This window comes from Duganella sp. OV510 (genome assembly GCF_900100205.1).
Lineage (GTDB): Bacteria > Pseudomonadota > Gammaproteobacteria > Burkholderiales > Burkholderiaceae_D > Rugamonas.
The window spans coordinates 45,988-63,207 of sequence record NZ_FNEQ01000013.1 but is presented as its reverse complement, the minus strand read 5'-3'; the positions used below and the strand labels follow the sequence as shown (position 1 = coordinate 63,207).

General features: G+C 62.1%; 14 protein-coding genes. 9 read left to right on the top strand and 5 right to left on the bottom strand.

Annotated elements, in window-relative coordinates; all coding sequences use genetic code 11:
• Positions 1-3: 3 nt before the first annotated feature.
• Positions 4-1,164, bottom strand: a complete 1,161-nt coding sequence (locus BLS51_RS26700; RefSeq protein ID WP_090191807.1) for a DUF418 domain-containing protein — start codon at positions 1,162-1,164, stop codon at positions 4-6.
• 232 nt (positions 1,165-1,396) lie between these two features.
• Between BLS51_RS26700 and BLS51_RS26695 the strand changes: the two genes are divergently transcribed.
• Positions 1,397-3,034, top strand: coding sequence for a methyl-accepting chemotaxis protein (locus tag BLS51_RS26695; RefSeq protein ID WP_090191812.1), 1,638 nt, complete (start codon positions 1,397-1,399; stop codon positions 3,032-3,034).
• Between the two features lie 77 nt (positions 3,035-3,111).
• On the opposite strand, the gene BLS51_RS26690 is transcribed toward BLS51_RS26695, so the two are convergent.
• Together BLS51_RS26690 and BLS51_RS26685 are read right to left on the bottom strand one after the other, a co-directional pair.
• On the bottom strand, positions 3,112-4,650 hold the full coding sequence (locus BLS51_RS26690) for a methyl-accepting chemotaxis protein (RefSeq protein ID WP_090191814.1): 1,539 nt from the start codon (positions 4,648-4,650) through the stop codon (positions 3,112-3,114).
• A 12-nt stretch (positions 4,651-4,662) separates the two neighbouring features.
• Positions 4,663-5,451 (bottom strand): transporter, encoded by a 789-nt coding sequence (locus BLS51_RS26685; protein WP_090191816.1) that lies wholly within the window; start codon positions 5,449-5,451, stop codon positions 4,663-4,665.
• A gap of 75 nt (positions 5,452-5,526) precedes the next feature.
• On the opposite strand from BLS51_RS26685, the gene BLS51_RS26680 reads away from it, so the two are divergent.
• The 7 genes from BLS51_RS26680 (at position 5,527) to BLS51_RS26650 (ending at position 13,300) form a co-directional block, all read left to right on the top strand.
• On the top strand, positions 5,527-6,066 hold the full coding sequence (locus BLS51_RS26680; RefSeq protein WP_090191818.1) for a GNAT family N-acetyltransferase: 540 nt from the start codon (positions 5,527-5,529) through the stop codon (positions 6,064-6,066).
• 96 nt (positions 6,067-6,162) lie between these two features.
• On the top strand, positions 6,163-7,410 hold the full coding sequence (locus BLS51_RS26675; protein ID WP_090191820.1) for an efflux RND transporter periplasmic adaptor subunit: 1,248 nt from the start codon (positions 6,163-6,165) through the stop codon (positions 7,408-7,410).
• A 14-nt stretch (positions 7,411-7,424) separates the two neighbouring features.
• On the top strand, positions 7,425-8,087 hold the full coding sequence (locus tag BLS51_RS26670; RefSeq protein WP_090191822.1) for an ABC transporter ATP-binding protein: 663 nt from the start codon (positions 7,425-7,427) through the stop codon (positions 8,085-8,087).
• A gap of 10 nt (positions 8,088-8,097) precedes the next feature.
• Positions 8,098-9,336 carry an ABC transporter permease gene (locus BLS51_RS26665; RefSeq protein WP_090191824.1) on the top strand — a complete coding sequence of 413 codons (1,239 nt, stop codon included), beginning with the start codon at positions 8,098-8,100 and terminating at the stop codon, positions 9,334-9,336.
• Positions 9,336-10,532, top strand: coding sequence for an ABC transporter permease (locus BLS51_RS26660; protein ID WP_090191826.1), 1,197 nt, complete (start codon positions 9,336-9,338; stop codon positions 10,530-10,532). The genes BLS51_RS26665 and BLS51_RS26660 overlap by 1 nt, the downstream gene beginning before the upstream one ends.
• Before the next feature lie 3 nt (positions 10,533-10,535).
• Positions 10,536-11,981: a sigma-54-dependent transcriptional regulator gene (locus tag BLS51_RS26655; protein WP_090191828.1), complete on the top strand. Its 1,446-nt coding sequence runs from the start codon at positions 10,536-10,538 to the stop codon at positions 11,979-11,981.
• The gene (locus BLS51_RS26650) at positions 11,978-13,300 is read left to right on the top strand and encodes a sensor histidine kinase (RefSeq protein WP_090191830.1); all 1,323 of its coding nucleotides are present in this window, start codon (positions 11,978-11,980) and stop codon (positions 13,298-13,300) included. Before BLS51_RS26655 ends, BLS51_RS26650 begins: the two co-directional genes overlap by 4 nt.
• A gap of 25 nt (positions 13,301-13,325) precedes the next feature.
• On the opposite strand, the gene BLS51_RS26645 is transcribed toward BLS51_RS26650, so the two are convergent.
• Together BLS51_RS26645 and BLS51_RS26640 are read right to left on the bottom strand one after the other, a co-directional pair.
• Positions 13,326-13,793 (bottom strand): hypothetical protein, encoded by a 468-nt coding sequence (locus tag BLS51_RS26645; protein ID WP_090191834.1) that lies wholly within the window; start codon positions 13,791-13,793, stop codon positions 13,326-13,328.
• Positions 13,794-13,857: 64 nt separating this feature from the next.
• On the bottom strand, positions 13,858-15,585 hold the full coding sequence (locus tag BLS51_RS26640) for a methyl-accepting chemotaxis protein (RefSeq protein WP_090191835.1): 1,728 nt from the start codon (positions 15,583-15,585) through the stop codon (positions 13,858-13,860).
• Positions 15,586-15,779: 194 nt separating this feature from the next.
• On the opposite strand from BLS51_RS26640, the gene BLS51_RS26635 reads away from it, so the two are divergent.
• Positions 15,780-17,180, top strand: a complete 1,401-nt coding sequence (locus BLS51_RS26635; RefSeq protein WP_090191837.1) for an L-cystine transporter — start codon at positions 15,780-15,782, stop codon at positions 17,178-17,180.
• Positions 17,181-17,220: the final 40 nt, after the last annotated feature.

The following is a 17,220-nucleotide window of genomic DNA, read 5'->3' as shown; positions in this document are numbered from 1 at the left end:
GTGCTAATTTTTAGCGCGGCTGCCCAGCCATGTCAGTCTGTGCCACACAGTTTCAAGCGGCCCCTGCGGGTGTCGGGCCAGCCACCACACGCTGAACTGCCGTTGCGCCAGCGCCAGTGCGATGCCGATCGCCAGCGCATAGCTGGCGCCGGTGTACTGATACATACCCAGCCCGAAACCATAATAAATCGAGGTACCGATAATCGATTGCACGACATAGCTGGTTAAACTCATGCGTCCCAGCGGCGAGAATATTGTCAGCCAGCTGCGGCTATAAAACAGTTGTACAAATATCGCCACCAATACCACCATCAAGGCCACATTCGCCCACGAAGTAATAATAACCAGCAATGGACGGCGCACTGCTTCGCCTACGCCCCAGGCTTCCGGCCAGGTTTTAAGAATATAAAGGGGAATAAATGCCAGCAGGGCAATCATCAGCGCCTTGCGCCAGAATATGGCATCGTTAAACAGGCCTTTACGGCCAGCCAGCATCCCTAACATAAATAATGCCGGGATCTGGAATATGCGGCCATTTTCCCAGCTCCAGCGAATAACCCCAATTTTCCCGTTGGTCAGATTACCGCTCCACACCTGCAAAGCAGAGCCGTGGGCAAAATAATCATTGGCGCGGCCGAAATATGCCCATGAGGCCGGATTGGGCAATTTCTCGTCCGGGTTGGGCAAAGCCTGAATAACCTCCAGCCAGGCATATGGCTGTGCCAGTAATATTAATGCGATGGTCAATACCCAGCGGTTACTCAGGTGAGCGACTGGTATCAACGCCAGTCCGAGCACAGCGTAAATACTCAGGATATCGCCGTGATAAAACATCGAATTCACCAGGCCAAACGCCAGCAGCAACACCAGGCGCCAGCCGAAACGGGCGCGGAAGTCCTCGCCTCGCAGCGCGCGCTTGTGGTACTGGATATAGAAAGTCATGCCAAACAGCAAAGCGAAAATCGCATACGACTTGCCGCCAAACAGGAAGAACAGCGTGTCCCAGATGACCTTGTCCACCGCTCTCAGCCATTCAGGCAAGCCGACCGGCGAGAAATAAAAGTCAAAATGCTCAATGTTATGCAGCAGCATGATGGAAACGATGGCGAAACCGCGCAGCGCATCGATTACATCCAGCCTGGAACTATTTGTTGTTGTCGTCATTGTCTCCACCTCAAAGTGAACAGAATGCCAAGTTTATCGGTTAATGTGGTGAAATGTCTGCAACTATCATTCCCTTAGTTGCCATATGGTAATGATGTGTGTATATTGGTGACTATTCAACGCAGCACTGATCGCCCAATTCTCGCGGTCGCCCACACTCCTCTCCGGCCTTATTCCCGCCAACGTTCCGCACGGAACGCGAGTTATTTTTCTCGACATACGGAATATCATCATGGACATCAAGAACCTCAAAGTAGGTACCCGCCTGGGCCTGGGTTTTGGCGCCGTCTTGCTGCTGCTGGCGATCACTATCGGCCTCAGCATCTACAGCCAGGGCGAACTGGCCGACAACACGGACGACATCGTCCTCGAAACCTATCCTAAAGTCGTGCAGGCGCAGCTCATCATGGAGCACAACAACAAGATTGCCCGCGCGCTGCGCAACGCCCTGCTGATCCGCGACGAGGCCAAGGCCGCCAAGGAGATGGCCGTGGTGGTCGACCGCCGCAAGGAAATCGACAAGGAAATGGCCAAGCTCGACAGCATGGTCAAATCCGGGGAAGGCCGCGAACTGTTCGAGAAACTGGATGTGGCGCGCAAGCCGTATGATGTCTCGCTGGATGAAGTGATGCGCCTGCGCCGTGAAGGCGACGTCGACGGCGGCGTCAACGAAATGCTGGGCAAGATGCGCGGCCTGCAACTGGCCTATATGGACGCCATCAACGCGCTGATTGCGCACCAGAGCACCAGCATGGAACGCGCCCGCCTCAGCGCCGAGGAAACCTACAAGGATTCGCGCTACCTGGCCATCGTGCTGGGGCTGCTGTCGCTGGCGGTCGGCGCCTTCATGGCCTGGATGATTACCCGTCAACTGCTGCGCCAACTGGGTGGCGAGCCGGCCGAAGTTACCGCCATCGCTGGCAAGATCGCCAGCGGCGACCTGGCCGTGCCGATTTCGCTGCGCGGCGGTGATCAGCACAGCCTGCTGTTTGCGATCCAGGGCATGCGCGACAGCCTGGCAGACATCGTCGGCCAGGTGCGCACCGGCGCCGACAACATCGTCACTGCCGCCACCGAAATCGCCAGCGGCAATATGGACCTGTCCTCGCGCACCGAGCAGCAGGCCGGCTCGCTGGAAGAAACCGCCTCGTCGATGGAAGAACTGACTGCCACCGTCAAGCAAAACACAGAAAACGCCCGCCAGGCCAACACGCTGGCGCGCTCGGCTTCGGACATCGCCCAGCAAGGCGGCGAGGTGGTGGCGGACGTGGTGAAGACCATGGATGCGATCAACGAATCGGCCAAGAAAATCGTCGACATCATCAGCGTCATCGACGGCATTGCCTTCCAGACCAACATCCTGGCGCTGAACGCAGCAGTGGAAGCAGCGCGCGCCGGCGAACAGGGCCGCGGCTTCGCTGTGGTCGCCTCGGAAGTGCGCACGCTGGCGCAACGCTCCGCCTCGGCCGCCAAGGAAATCAAAACGCTGATCGACGACTCGGTGGGCAAGGTCGGCGCCGGCACCGCGCTGGTCGGCGAAGCTGGTGCGACGATGGAAAAAATCGTTGCTGCCGTACAGTCGGTGACGGCCATCATGGGGGAAATCAGCACCGCCAACAACGAGCAAGAAGCCGGCATCGAGCAGATCAACCACGCCATCGCCGAGATGGACACGGTAACGCAGCAGAACGCCGCGCTGGTAGAAGAAGCGGCCGCCGCCGCCGAAGCCCAGCAAGACCAGGCGCAGCAACTGGTGCAACTGGTGGGCGTCTTCCGGCTGGCCAGCGACACCGGCGCGACAACGATCAAGATCGCCAGCGCCAGCAAACCGGCGCGCCTGGCGCTCACCAACCACCGCCTCGCCGCCTAACCCAACATCGGGGTCAGTTCTGCCAAATGTACATGAGCCCGTGTACGTTTGGCGGAACTGACCCTGGATTCAAGGATTCAGAGGCGGAAGATCTTGACGGCTTGGGCTAGCTGGGCGGCTTGTTCTTGCAGGGCGCCGGCGGCTGCGGCGGCTTCTTCGACCAGCGCGGCGTTCTGCTGCGTGGCGCTGTCGATGGTGCCGATGGCCTGGTTGACCTGGTCGATCCCTACCTCTTGCTCGCGGCTGGCCGCTGCGATTTCGGCGACGATCGCTGTCACGCGCTGGATGCTGCCGACGATTTCTTCCATCGTGCCACCCGCCTGCGCCACCAGCGCGCTACCCTCGCCCACCTGCGCCGCCGATGCTTCAATCAGCTGACGCACTTCTTTTGCCGCCGCGTCGGACCGATGCGCCAGGCCGCGCACCTCGGACGCTACCACCGCGAAGCCGCGCCCCTGCTCGCCCGCACGCGCCGCTTCCACCGCAGCGTTCAGCGCCAGGATGTTGGTCTGGAACGCGATGCCTTCAATGACCGCGATGATGTCGACGATTTTTTGCGATGAGGTGCTGATGCCGCCCATCGTCTCCACCACCTGCGCCATCACCGCGCCGCCGCGCGTCGCCACGCCGGCCGCCGATGATGCCAGCTGATTCGCTTCGCCCGCGTTGCTGGAGTTCTGCCGCACCGCCGAGGTCATCTCTTCCATCGACGATGCCGTCTCTTCCAGCGAACTGGCCTGCGACTCGGTGCGCGCCGACAAATCCATATTGCCGCTGGCGATTTCCCCTGACGCCAGCGCGATCGCATCCGTGCCACCGCGCACCTGGCTGACGATCCCGTGCAGGCTGATGTTCATATCGCTCAGCGCACGCTTGAGCTGGCCCGTCTCCGTGTGATCGTCATGCGCCAGCGCCACCTGTGACGACAAATCCCCCTGCGCCACGCGCGCGGCAAACGCCACTGCCTCGTCCAACGGCTGCAGGATCGAGCGCGCGATCATCTGCCCCACCACCAGCGACACCGCCGCCGCCAGCAACACGAAGCCGATGATCTGGATGCGCGAACGGCTCACCGCCGCATCCCCGACCTCGCGCGTGGCTTCCGAATCCTTTTCGATCAGCTCGCTCAGCGCCGCCATGCTTTTCTCCAGCACGCGGAAGCTTTCCATAAACGCTGGAAATTGGGCCTGTGCCGCCGCCGCATTGCTCAGCGACAGTGCGACCATTTCCTCGGCACTTTTGAGGTAACGTTCCACGTCCGGCTTCACCTGATCCATCGCGCGCCTTACTTCGCCACCGGTGTTGGCCCCATCCATGTCCTTGATCAGTTTGCGGAACAGCGCGATGTGCTCGGCAGTGTCCTGGCGCACTTCCTTCACTTCGGCCGGATCGTTTTTGTCGGCCGCCAGGCGCGCGGCCAGCACATCGGCACGCAACGCGTCGTGCGCCTGGTCGGCTTGCAACTGGTCTTTCATCGCGCCGCTATTGGTGCTGATCGCGTCCATCGATGCATCCAGCACCTGCACGGCGTAGTAGCCAACCAGGCCGATCAGGGAGACGAACACCAGCGTCGTCAGGTTAATCAGTAACAAACGCTGCTTGATCGTCAGTCGCATGGTGGTTCCTGTCTAGAATTTGATCGAGAGTCCCGCAGTCCAGCTCCAGTCGGGTGTGTTCCTGTTGAGTCCGCGCGACAGGGCGGTGTCGACCTGCACGGTATCGGTCAGCAGATAGGCGGCGCCGATGTCAAAGGTGGTGACCGAGCCGCCATGCCGCGCGCGCGCGATCTGCGGCGCAGAATATTCGATGAAGGTACGGAAGCGCTCGCCCCATTCCTTGCCGAGGACGATGCCGAAGATGCCGCTGGTGTAGCGTCCGCCCTGGTCGTCACGCTGCCAGGCGATGCCGGGCATGATGCCCAGCGCGACATCATCGCTCAGCTCCCATTCTGCGGCCAGGCGCAGGGAACCGCCCTTGCCGGCGGCACGGAAGGCGCTGGAGCCGCTGTCGAGGTCGACGTGGGCCAGCACGCCCATCGACGGACTGGCGCCTTGCGCATCGGCTATATGCCATTTGATGCCGAGTGCGAGGTCGGCATAGCCGTTGACGGCCTGGCGGCCACCAAGCGGATCATCGGTGACCATGCGCATGCGACCATCGGTTTCGATGCGCGCCTCCAGCGTATCGCTGATGCCGAAGCGCAGCAAGGTCGGCGTCGAGTAGGTCCGCTCGCGGATGCCGTCGATCTTGTTGCGGTCCAGCGCAAAGCTGGTTTCAATCTGAAAACGCCCCTTGCCGACGACGTTGCTGGACTCCACGAAGTCGGGGCGGTCGGTGACGATCTGGTCGGGCTCTTCGGCCGCATCAGCCAGCAACGGCAATACCAGCAGCAGCGTGGCAATCATCTTGATATGCATGTCTCCTCCGCAACGTAGACAACTACCCTATCACATTGGTATAACTCCAAGGGTTGGTAATTTCCCACATTCAAGATGAAGATAGAAAAACTCGAACTGGCCGGCTTTGAGGCGTTTCTGGCCTATCTCAACGACCATCTGTCGGACAACGGCCAGGGTGACACCGCCTATTTCCAGCCGCTGCCGCGCGCCGAATCGCGCTTCCCGCCCGAGAAGGCGGAAGCCTTCAAATACGGCATGCAGACCGAGATCGGCAGCCCCGGCTGGCGTCGCGTATGGGTGGCGCGGGATGAAATTGGCGCGATTGCCGGCCACATCGATTTACGCGCGCATCCGGAACGCCATGCGGCGCATCGCTGCCTGCTGGGCATGGGCGTTGGCCGTACGCACCGCAAGCAGGGGCTGGGCGGCCAGCTGATAGTGCATGCCCAGCAATGGGCGCTGGCCGCCGGCTTGCGCTGGATCGACTTGCAAGTGCTGTCCGCCAACACGCCAGCCATTCAGCTTTACGACCGCAGCGGCTTCCGCCAGACCGGCGAAATCCCCGACATGTTCAACATCGACGGCCTGAGCTTCAATTACACCAGCATGAGCCTGTCCGTTTCCGGACGGTGATGCGCGAAGCCGGGCAAGCGGCGCCAGCACCATTAGCGCTACATCCTTGATTTATAAGGATTTCACTGGTGGCACGGGGATTGCAATGTAGCCATCATGGATACCGCAATCAGCTCCCACATCATTCGCCGCCGCCGGCACAAGACCGTACTGGCGTGCGCCGCCCTGCTGGCAACGATCAGCCTCACCGCCTGGGGCATCAACCGCGCGGTCAGCCCCAGCGTCGACGCCAACAATGTCAGCATCGCCACCGTGCGCGTGGGGAACATCGCCAACAGCATCAGTGCTTCCGGCATCGTGATTCCAGTGCACGAAGAGCTGGTGTCCAGCCCGATCCAGACACGCGTGGCCAAGGTCCACGCCAAGCTGGGCCAGCAGGTGCAAAGTGGGGAAATGCTGCTGGAGCTGGACAGCCGCACCATCGTGCTTGCCATCGATGCGCTCAAGGAGCAACTGGCGCAGCAGGAAAACCGCATCCTCGCGCTGACGCTGGAACTGGAGCAGAAGCGCAAGCAGCTGGTCGGCGCCATCGAACTGCTGCAACTGGACCTGGAAGCGGCGCGCGTCAAGCTCGGCCGCTACCAGACCTTGCGCAAGGCCGGCGGCGTCTCCGCCGAAGATCTGCTGACCGCCGAACTCAACGTCAAGCGCATCGAGATCCAGCTGCGCCAGCACCACGAACAGCAGGACGACAACAAGCGCGTCACCGGCAGCAATATCGAAGGTGCGAGGTTGCAAAAGAGCATCCTGCAGAAACAGATGCAGGAACAGCAGCAACTGCTGGCGCAAACCCAGGTGCGCGCGCCCTTCTCCGGCATGCTGACCTGGCTGCTGGCCGATGAAGGTGCCAGCGTCAGCACCGGTCAGCTGGTGGCCAAGGTTTCCGAGTTGAACAACTACAAGGTGGAAGCCTCGTTGTCCGACTTCCACGCGCGCGCGCTTGGCGCCGGCCAGCAGGTGCTGGTGGAACAAGGCAACGTCCGCCTGAATGGCGAAGTACAGACCGTGCTGCCGGAAATCCAGAACGGCACCGTCAAGCTGCTGGTCACGCTGCGGGAGCCGCATCACGCCATGCTGCGCAACAAGCTGCGGGTGGAAGTCAACATTCTCACCGAGCAGAAGCAGAACACGCTGCTGGCCGACGCCGGCCCCGCCTTCAACGGCCGCGGCCCGCAGGACATCTTCGTGGTACGCGACGGCGTCGCCCGCAAGACCACGCTGAACATCGGCGCCAGCGATGGCAAGTCAGTCGAAATCCTCGCCGGCGCGCGTGCCGGCGACCAACTCATCATTTCAGATACCAGCCGCTACAAGGAACGCGACAGCGTCCGCATAGTGCAATAACCAGGGAGAACACCGTGATACGCCTGAACCAAGTCAGCAAAACCTACCAGACCGACAAAGTCGAAACACTGGCGCTGAAAGACATCGACCTGCACGTGGCGAAATCCGAATTCGTCAGCATCATGGGCCCCAGCGGTTGCGGCAAGAGTACGCTGCTGAACCTGATCGGCCTGCTGGACGAACCCGGCAGCGGCACGATCCACGTAGCGGGCACGCCAGTGGCGTCGTACAAGGACAAGTATGTCGCCAAGCTGCGCAACAACACCTTCGGCTTCATCTTCCAGAGCTTCCACCTGATTAACGACCTGCGCGTGATCGACAATGTCGAGCTGCCGCTGCTATACCGTTCGATGTCCAGCAAGAAGCGCCAGCGGCTGGCGCGCGAGGCGCTGGAAAAAGTCGGCTTGGGCGCGCGCCTGGACCACTACCCGAACCAGCTGTCCGGCGGCCAGCAGCAGCGCGTGGCGATCGCCCGCGCCATCGTCGGCCAGCCGCAAGTGCTGCTGGCCGATGAGCCCACCGGCAACCTGGACAGCAAAATGGGCCAGGAAGTCATGGACATCCTGCTCAAGCTGCACAGCGAAGGCACCACCATCGTCATGGTCACGCACAACGAGCACGAGGCAAAACAAGCCACCCGCATCGTGCGCGTGTTCGACGGCCAGCTGGTCGCCTGAGGAGGAACGCATGTTCAGAAATTATCTGCTGACCGCATGGAAGGTCTTCCTGCGCCGCAAGCTGTTCACCGCCATCAACTTGCTGTGCATCGTGCTGACGCTGGTGGTGCTGATGGTGGTCACCGCGCTGCTGCAAAACACCTTCTACCCGACCGGCGTGGAAGGCAGGAGCGAGCGCTTCGTGCAAATGGTGATGATGGAGTCGACGCACACGGAAAAAAGCGGCCGTCGCACCGGCACGCTGGGCTACAAGCTGATCGAGCAATACCTGAAGCCGCTGAAGCATGCGGAACTGGTGGCGGCCACCGGCATTCCACAATCCGTGTCGGTCTACCAGGACAACCGCGTCAGCGACCACCTGATGCGGCTGACGGACGCCGAATACTGGCAGATCCTCGACTTCCACATCGTCTCCGGCCGTGTCATCAATGCCGATGATGTCGCCCACGGCCGCATGGTGGCCGTGCTCAATGAATCGACCGCGCGCAAGCTGTTCCCCGGCCAGCCTTACCTCGGACAGAAATTCAGCGCCAATGGCCAGGTGTTCACCGTCATCGGCGTGGTGCAGGACGAAATGCACGTCAACGCTTTTGCCGATATCTGGACGCCTATCACCTCCCAGCCGTCCAGCGACTACCAGAACAATCTGTTCGGCGGCTTCGGCGCCATCATCATGGCGCGGACACCGGCGGAATTGCCAGCGCTGCAAAAGGAAATCATGGAGGCCGCCAGGACGGTGCAATTCGATGATCCGACCGTCTTCAACACCGCGCGCTTCTGGGGCGATTCCAAGCTGGCGCTGTTCTCGCGCACGCTGCTGAGCAGCAAGGCGGAAGATGGCGATGCCGGCAAGCTGCTGACCATCATCGCCGTACTGATGCTGCTGTTCATGGCGCTGCCGGCGCTCAATCTGATTAACCTCAACGTCGGCCGCATCATGGAACGTAGCAGCGAGATCGGCGTGCGCAAAGCCTTCGGCGCCACCAGCCGCCAACTGGTGGCGCAACTGGTGCTGGAAAACGTGCTGCTATGCCTGATTGGCGGCGCCATCGCGCTGGTGGCCTCAAGCGCCGTCCTGTGGTGGCTGGAAGGCTCGGGCCTGATTCCCTACCTGAAGGTGCACCTGAACCTGGCCGTGTTTGGCTACGGCCTGCTGATCACGCTAGTGTTTGGCGTGCTGTCGGGCGTGATTCCAGCGTGGAAAATGTCGCGCCTGGCCCCTGTCCATGCCTTGAAAGGAAATGCCTGATGTTGCGCCATCTGTTGAAACTGATCTGGAAACGCAAGTCCCGCAACATGATGCTGAGCCTGGAAATCCTGCTGGCCTTCATGGTGGTGTTTGCCGTTGCCGCCTTTGGCTTGCGCTACTGGCAGTTGTACCAGTTGCCAACCGGCCATGGCTGGCAAAACCAGTGGTCGGTCAGCATGCGTCCGGCGCAGGACCTGCCCAACGATCCGATACTCTATGACCAGCTGAAACGCAGTCTGCTGGCCATGCCTGAAGTGGAATCGGTCGCCTTCAGCTCCTTCGGCACCTACGAGAGGTCGCGCTGGACCGGCGAATACACGCTGCCGGACGGCAGCCATGAGCTGACCATCGACGGCATGGGCATCAGCGACGACTATTTCGCCACCATGGACATGCGCGTGGCACAGGGCCGTTTCTTCTCCAGCATGGATGACAACGCCGACGCCGCGCCGGTGGTCATCAACCGCCGCCTGGCCGACAAATGGTTCCCTGGCAAAAATCCTGTCGGCCAGCTGTATGTCGAACAGACGCGCAATAAAAAAGAGGGGCAGCGCTACCGCGTGGTTGGCGTGGTCGAGCAGTTCCGTTCGCAAGGCGAGTATATGGACCCGGTCTATTTCATGCTGCCGCGCTGGATACCCGGCGTCGGCAAGGATGCCACCTACAACATCATGCTCAAGCTGAAACCAGGTACGCCACGCATTTTCGAGACCCGGCTGAACGCCCGGCTGAAGCAAGTACGCGGCGACTGGAACTACGTCATCACCACCCAGACCGACGCCCGCGCCTCGATGCTGCAGACGCAGACCATTCCGCTGATGATCCTGTCCGTAATCGCCGCCTTCCTGCTGGTGATGGTGGCCTTCGGCCTGTTCGGCGTGCTGTGGCAGAACACCACCCAGCGCATCCCGGAAATCGGCCTGCGCCGCGCGCTGGGCGCGGATGCGGGTGCTATCTACCGCCAGATCATTTCCGAACAATTCTTGCTGAGCAGCGGCGCCATGCTGGTGGCGCTGGTGCTGCTGGTGCAGCTGCCGCTGACCGGCGTGTTCGGCGAAAGCCTGAACTGGCCGGTGTTTTTCGGCGCGGCGGTGCTATCTTCAAGTGTGATCTATCTGCTATCCTTGCTCTGTTCGCTCTATCCCGGCTGGCGCGCCGCGCGCCTGAGCCCGACGCAAGCGCTGCACTACGAATAAACAATGGATTCCACTCGCAAGCAACGCATTTTAATTATCGACGACGACAGCGCGGTGCAGGTATCGCTGGCCTTGCTGCTGAAGCAGGCCGGTTACGACACGCTGTGCGCTGACGGCCCGCAACAGGCACTCGCCCTGTTGCAGGGGCCCACCTCGCAGCCAGCCGACCTGGTGCTGCAGGACATGAATTTCTCCTTGCAGACCAGCGGCGAGGAAGGCTTGCAGCTGCTGGCCGATATCCGCGCCGCGCAACCATCGCTGCCGGTATTGCTGATGACGGCCTGGGGCTCGATCGCGCTGGCGGTGCGCGGCATGCAGGCCGGCGCCACCAACTTCTTCACCAAGCCCTGGGACAACACGCAGCTGGCGGAACTGGTGCGCACCACGCTGGAGGCGGCCACGCCAGCGCCGGCCGGCAGCGCGTCGCGCCAGGCGCTGGATGGGCAGTTTGATTTCAGCGGCATCATCGGCGAACATCCGCGCCTGCTGAAGGTGTTGACCACCATCGGCCAGGTGGCCAACACGCGCGCGCCGGTGCTGATCCTCGGTGAGAGCGGCTGCGGCAAGGAGCTGATTGCGGACGCCATCCACCGCAACAGTTCCCGCGCCGGCCAGGCCATCGTCAAGATCAATATGGGTGCGATCACGCCGACGCTGTTCGAGAGCGAAATGTTCGGCCATGTGCGCGGCGCCTTTACCGATGCGCGCAGCGACCGTAAGGGCCACATCGCCACCGCACACGAAGGCACGCTGTTCCTCGACGAGATCGGCGAGCTGAACCGCTCGGATCAGGTCAAGCTGCTGCGCGTGTTGCAGGACCAGACCTATCAGCCGGTCGGCGCCAGCCGTACCGAGCGCGCCGATGCGCGCGTGGTGTCGGCCACCAACCGCGAGCTGGCGGAGCTGGTGGCCAGCGGCGAATTCCGCGAGGACTTGTTCTATCGCCTGAACCTGATCACGATCCGCCTGCCGCCGTTGCGCGAGCGGCGCAGCGATATTCCCCTGCTGGCGCGGCATATCATCGGCGAGGTGGCGGCCAGCTACGGCTTGCCGGCGACAACGATCACAGCGCAGGCGCTGGAGTGGCTGAGCGCGCAACCGTGGCCCGGCAACATCCGCCAGTTGAAGCAGACGCTGGAGCGGACCTTGTTGCTAATCGGCGGCAGCGAGTTGCGCCAGGCGGACTTTGTCGCCGTCGAACAGCATGCACATGGTGGCGCCACCGCTGGCGGCCTGCGCGGCGTGGATGGCTTGACGCTGGAGCAGGTCGAACGCCACATGATCGCGCACGCACTGGAGCAGCATCACGGCAACATCTCGCGCGTGGCCAAGGCGCTCGGTCTGAGCCGCACCGCGCTCTACCGCCGGCTTGAACGCCACGGCTTGGGCAGCGCGCCGGAGGCCGGTGACGCCGCCAGCAGCAGCGCTCGCCTGGACAGCGGACAATGAGCCTGCGGCGGCGGCTGTACGCTTACCTGGTCGCCGCGCACTTGCTGTTCCTGGCGATCACGATACTGCTATACCGCACCCAGCCCTTGCTGATGCTGGGACTGGAAGCGGCCGTGCTGCTCAGCCTCCTTCTCGGCATTCGCCTGATCCGCCGCGCGCTGGAGCCGCTCGGCTATACCCGCCACTTCCACGACCTGCTGCAAGACCAGCATTACGCAGCCCGCCTGCAACACAGCAGCGACGCCGAACTCAACGAACTGGTCCAGTTATTCAACACCATGCTGGGCGCGCTCTACCAGGAGCGCCTGCAAATCGGCGAGCAACAAGGGTTTCTCGACCGGCTGCTGGAAGCCACACCCAGCGCCGTCATCGTGTTTGACTTCGACGGCCGCATCAGCCTGTTGAACGCGAGTGCCCAAGCGCTGCCCGGCCTCGACGATGCGCGCGGCAAGCGGCTGGCCGACTGCACGCGCGATGGCGCCAGCCTGCTTGCGCAACTCGACGCCCTGCCACTGGGCGACTCACAGCTGCTGACCGACGCCGACGGCCGCCGTTACCGCGGCCAGCGCGGCCAGTTCTATGACCGCGGCTTCAGCCGCCATTTTCTGCTGGTCGAGGAACTGACCGAGGAACTGGAAAGCTCGGAAAAATCCACGTACGAAAAACTGATCCGCGTACTGGCCCACGAAGTCAACAACACTGTCGCCGCCACCGGCTCGGTGCTTGACTCCCTGCTCTACTACCGCAAGCAACTGACCGAACGTGACAGCGACGATTTCAGCACCGCCATCCAGGCCGTGCAACGACGCAACGCCAGCCTGGGCGAGTTCATCGAACGCTTCACGCGGGTAGTCAAGATGCCCGCGCCGGAACTGCGCCCAAACGCGGTGCGCGACATCATGGACGACATCCTCTACCTGTACCGCGAACAATGCCGCAGCCGTGGCATTCACATCGCCTGGCAGCGTTGCGACGACGTGCCAGCCATCGCCATGGACCGGCAACTGATGGAACAGGCGCTATTGAATGTGGTGAAGAATGCGATGGAAGCGGTGGAAGCTGGCGCCGGCGACGACAAGCGCATTGACTTCGTGCTGGCGCGCGACGAAGACGGCATGCGGCTGTCAGTGATCGACAGCGGCAACCTGCTGGGCGAAGTGCCAGCGCGGCAATTGTTCACGCCGTTCTTCACCACCAAGAAAGGCGGCCAGGGCATCGGCCTGCTGTTCGTGCGCGAGGTGCTGAACCGGCACGGCTTTGCCTATCGGCTGGCCGCCACCGGCAAGGGCGCGACCAGCTTCGACATCTGGCTGGGATAACGCTTATCTCGCGCTTATCTCGCGCTTATTTCTCGCGCTTGACGCGTGGCGCGGTGCGCGAGCCGTCGATATCCATGTAGATGGCGCCCATGGCGCCGCGCTCCAGCTTGACCTTGGGATTCGTCACCGACATCGCTTCATCGCTGCCATCGGCAATGCGCCACACCTGGCCGTTAGCCAGGCGGATGCGCTGGTTTGGCACCCAGCCGTCAAACTCGCCGACGATGGAGGATTCGATGGATTCCAGCTGCACGGTCTTCTGGCGGCCGAATTCCTGCACCGGGTCAGGCTGGGCCGGCGCGGCGGCGGCCAATGGCGTGGCAGGCGCAGATCCGGCGCTGGCAACCGGCCCCGGCTTCGACACGCCCAGCGGGATCGCGTTGTAGCAAGCCAGGCGCACCGGGCCATCTTCCAGCTGGCGGCATTTCAACAACGCTGCGTCATCGGCCAGCGCGGCCGTCGAAACCAACATCAGGGCAAACAGGACTTTCATCGAGGCTCATCCATAAAAGAGTGACAGGACGCCCGGCGCTACGACCGGGCTTGCCGCGATTATCTCAGAATTCCTCCCAATCATCGCCTCCACCGGCCTTGGCAGCCGTGATTTGTTTTTGCGGCTGGGCGGCAACGCGCGGCGCCGGCTTGGCGACACGGGCCGGCGCCGCTGCGGCAGCCGGCCTGCGCTGCGGCGTTGCCCGGCGCGGCGCGCCCATGCTGCTGACGCCGCTGACGCCGTCCAGCCGGAACACACTGACCACGCGCTCAAGGTTGGCGGCCTGGTCCTGCATGGCCTCCGCCGCTGCGGCAGCCTCCTCCACCAGCGCCGCGTTCTGCTGCGTCACCGTATCCATTTCGCTGACCGCCTGGTTGATCTGCTCGATGCCGGCGCTTTGCTCGTCGCCGGCGGTGGAGATATCAGCCATGATGGCGGTCACGCGCTGCACGCTGGCGACCACTTGTTCCATCGTCTGTCCCGCCTGCTCCACCAGCTTGCTGCCGATCTCGACCTTCTCTACCGAGTCGCCAATCAGCTCCTTGATTTCCTTGGCTGCCGATGCCGAACGCTGGGCCAGCGTGCGCACCTCGGACGCCACCACCGCAAAGCCGCGCCCCTGCTCACCGGCACGGGCCGCTTCCACCGCCGCATTCAAGGCCAGGATGTTGGTCTGGAAGGCGATACCGTCGATCACGGAAATGATGTCGACGATCTTGCGCGACGAATCGTTGATCGCGCCCATGGTGTCGACCACCTGCGCCACCACCGAACCGCCCTGCTGCGCCACCGCCGACGCCGACTGCGCCAGCTGGTTGGCCTGGCGCGCATTATCGTTATTGGCGCGCACGGCGCTGGTCAATTCCTCCATCGACGACGCGGTTTCCTCCAGCGAGCTGGCCTGCTGTTCGGTACGCGCCGACAAGTCCTGGTTGCCGCTGGCGATCTCGGTCGAGGCCGAGGCGATGGTCTCGGTGCCGGTGCGCACCTCGGCCACGATGCGGGCGAGCGCGTCGCGCATCATCTTCATGGCGTGCAGCATGCTCTTGTTATCGGTGCTGGCGGTATCCACTATCACCGTCAGGTCGCCGGAAGCGATGCGGCCGGCGATTTCCGCCGCGTAGTCCGGCTCGCCGCCCAGCTGGCGCAGCAGGCTGCGCGCAATCATCACTGCCGCCACCGCGCCAACCACGATTGCCAGGCCGCTCAGCGCCAGCATCAGCGTGCGCGCGCGCTGATAGGCGGCGCTGGCTTCGGCCGCGTCGGCCTCGTTGGTGGATTGCTGCAAGGCCGCGTACTGGCGCATTTCATCCTGCCACAGCTGGGTGGCCGGACCGGCCTGCTTCATCAGCAGCTCGGTGGCTTCAGCATCCTGGTTGACCAGCGCCAGCTCGAACAGCTTGTCGTTCAGCGGCCGCGTCACCTTGGCCTGGGCAGCGATGCGGTCACGGATCTCGACGCCCTTGCCAGTGGCCGGCATCTTGGCCAAGGCTTCCACCGCCGTGTTGTACTCGGCGCGCGCCTTGGTGACTTTATCCATTTCGGCGCGGATCGCTGGTTCTTCGTGCAACAGCACCACGCTGCGCGTGACGCGCGCCACAATATGCACCGATTCGGACATGGTATTCACCAGCTGTGTCTTGACCGCATTCTCATTGACAATGCGTTCCAGCTTGGCATGGATCGTGCTCATGTTAAACAAGCCCAATACGGCTACCAATAGTAGCAGTACCAGGACCAAGCCAAAACCCAGGCCCAGCCGGGTACCAACTTTCATATTTGCGATAGCCATACGTGTTTCCCTTATTAAAAAGTGATCATTAAATTGTACGCGCTACAGCTTCATGTAGTTGCATAAATTTCCAGATGGAAAGCAACTTACAACACTTCTTATATGAAATTCACATACGCATATAGCCAAATATTCTCTAAACCACTTTAGGGGCCATATAAAATGCACGATCGGTTACAACAAGGTAGTAAGCAATGGCAATCAATGTGATCCTGAATCTGCTGGCGGCGCTGGTACTGCTCGGGTTTCTGTATGCGCAGCAGCGCAAGCATGCGTCCTTTTCCGTGCGCGTTTTCACCGGCATGGGCCTGGGCGTGCTGCTGGGCGCGGCCCTGCAGGCGATCTATGGCGCCGGCGCGGTCGAGATCAAGACCACCGGCGAATATCTGGACATCGTCGGCACCGGCTACGTCAAATTGCTACAGATGATCGTGATGCCGCTGATTATGGTGTCCATCATCGCCGCCATCCTTAAGCTCAAAGGTATCAACTCGCTGGGTAAAATCAGTGCGCTAACTATCGGAACGCTGATGGTGACGACGCTGATTGCCGCTGCCATCGGCATCCTGATGGCCAAACTGTTCAGCCTGAGTGCGGTCGGGCTGACCGCCTCGGCAGCCGATATCGCGCGTGGTATCTACCTGCAAGGCAAGGTGGAATCGGCGCAGGCCATTTCACTGCCGAGCATGCTGTTGAGCTTTATTCCAGCCAATCCTTTCCTCGACATGACCGGCGGCCGCAAAACGTCCACCATTGCGGTGGTGATCTTCTCGGTGTTTATCGGCATCGCCGCCACCGGCATCCATGACAAGAAGCCGGATATATTTGCGTCCTTCGAGCGCTTCATCCAGGTCGCGCATGCGATCGTGATGCGCATCGTCACGCTGGTGCTGCGGCTGACGCCGTATGGCGTGTTCGCGCTGATGGCGCAGGTGGTGTCCAGCTCCAGCTATACCGACATCCTGCACCTGATCGATTTTGTGCTGGCGTCGTACAGTGCGCTGCTGCTGATGTTTGTGGTGCACCTGCTGATCGTCACCGGCCTGGGCCTGAATCCGCTGCGCTGGACCAGGAAGATCCTGCCGGTGCTGACCTTTGCCTTCACCTCGCGCAGCAGCGCCGGCGCCATTCCGATGAGCGTACAAACGCAGACGCAGCGCCTGGGCACACCGGAAGGCATCGCCAACTTTGCCGCATCGTTTGGCGCCACCATCGGCCAGAACGGCTGTGCCGGCATTTACCCGGCCATGCTGGCAGTGATGATTGCGCCGACGGTCGGCATCGATCCATTCACCATCGGCTTTATCGCGCCGCTGCTGGCCATCATCACCATCGGCTCGGTGGGAGTGGCTGGCGTTGGCGGCGGCGCCACCTTTGCCGCGCTGATCGTGCTGTCGTCGATGAACCTGCCGGTGGCGCTGGCCGGCCTGCTGATCTCGATCGAACCGCTGATCGACATGGGCCGTACCGCGCTCAACGTCAGCGGCTCGATTACCGCTGGCGCCGTCACCAGCCGCGTGCTGGGCGAAACCGACCAGGCCGTCTTCAACAGTGACGCCGACCAGCCCATCGACAGCGACCGCAAAGCCGCCTGAGGCAACCGGACAATAAAAAAGGGCCCGAATGAAGGCCCTT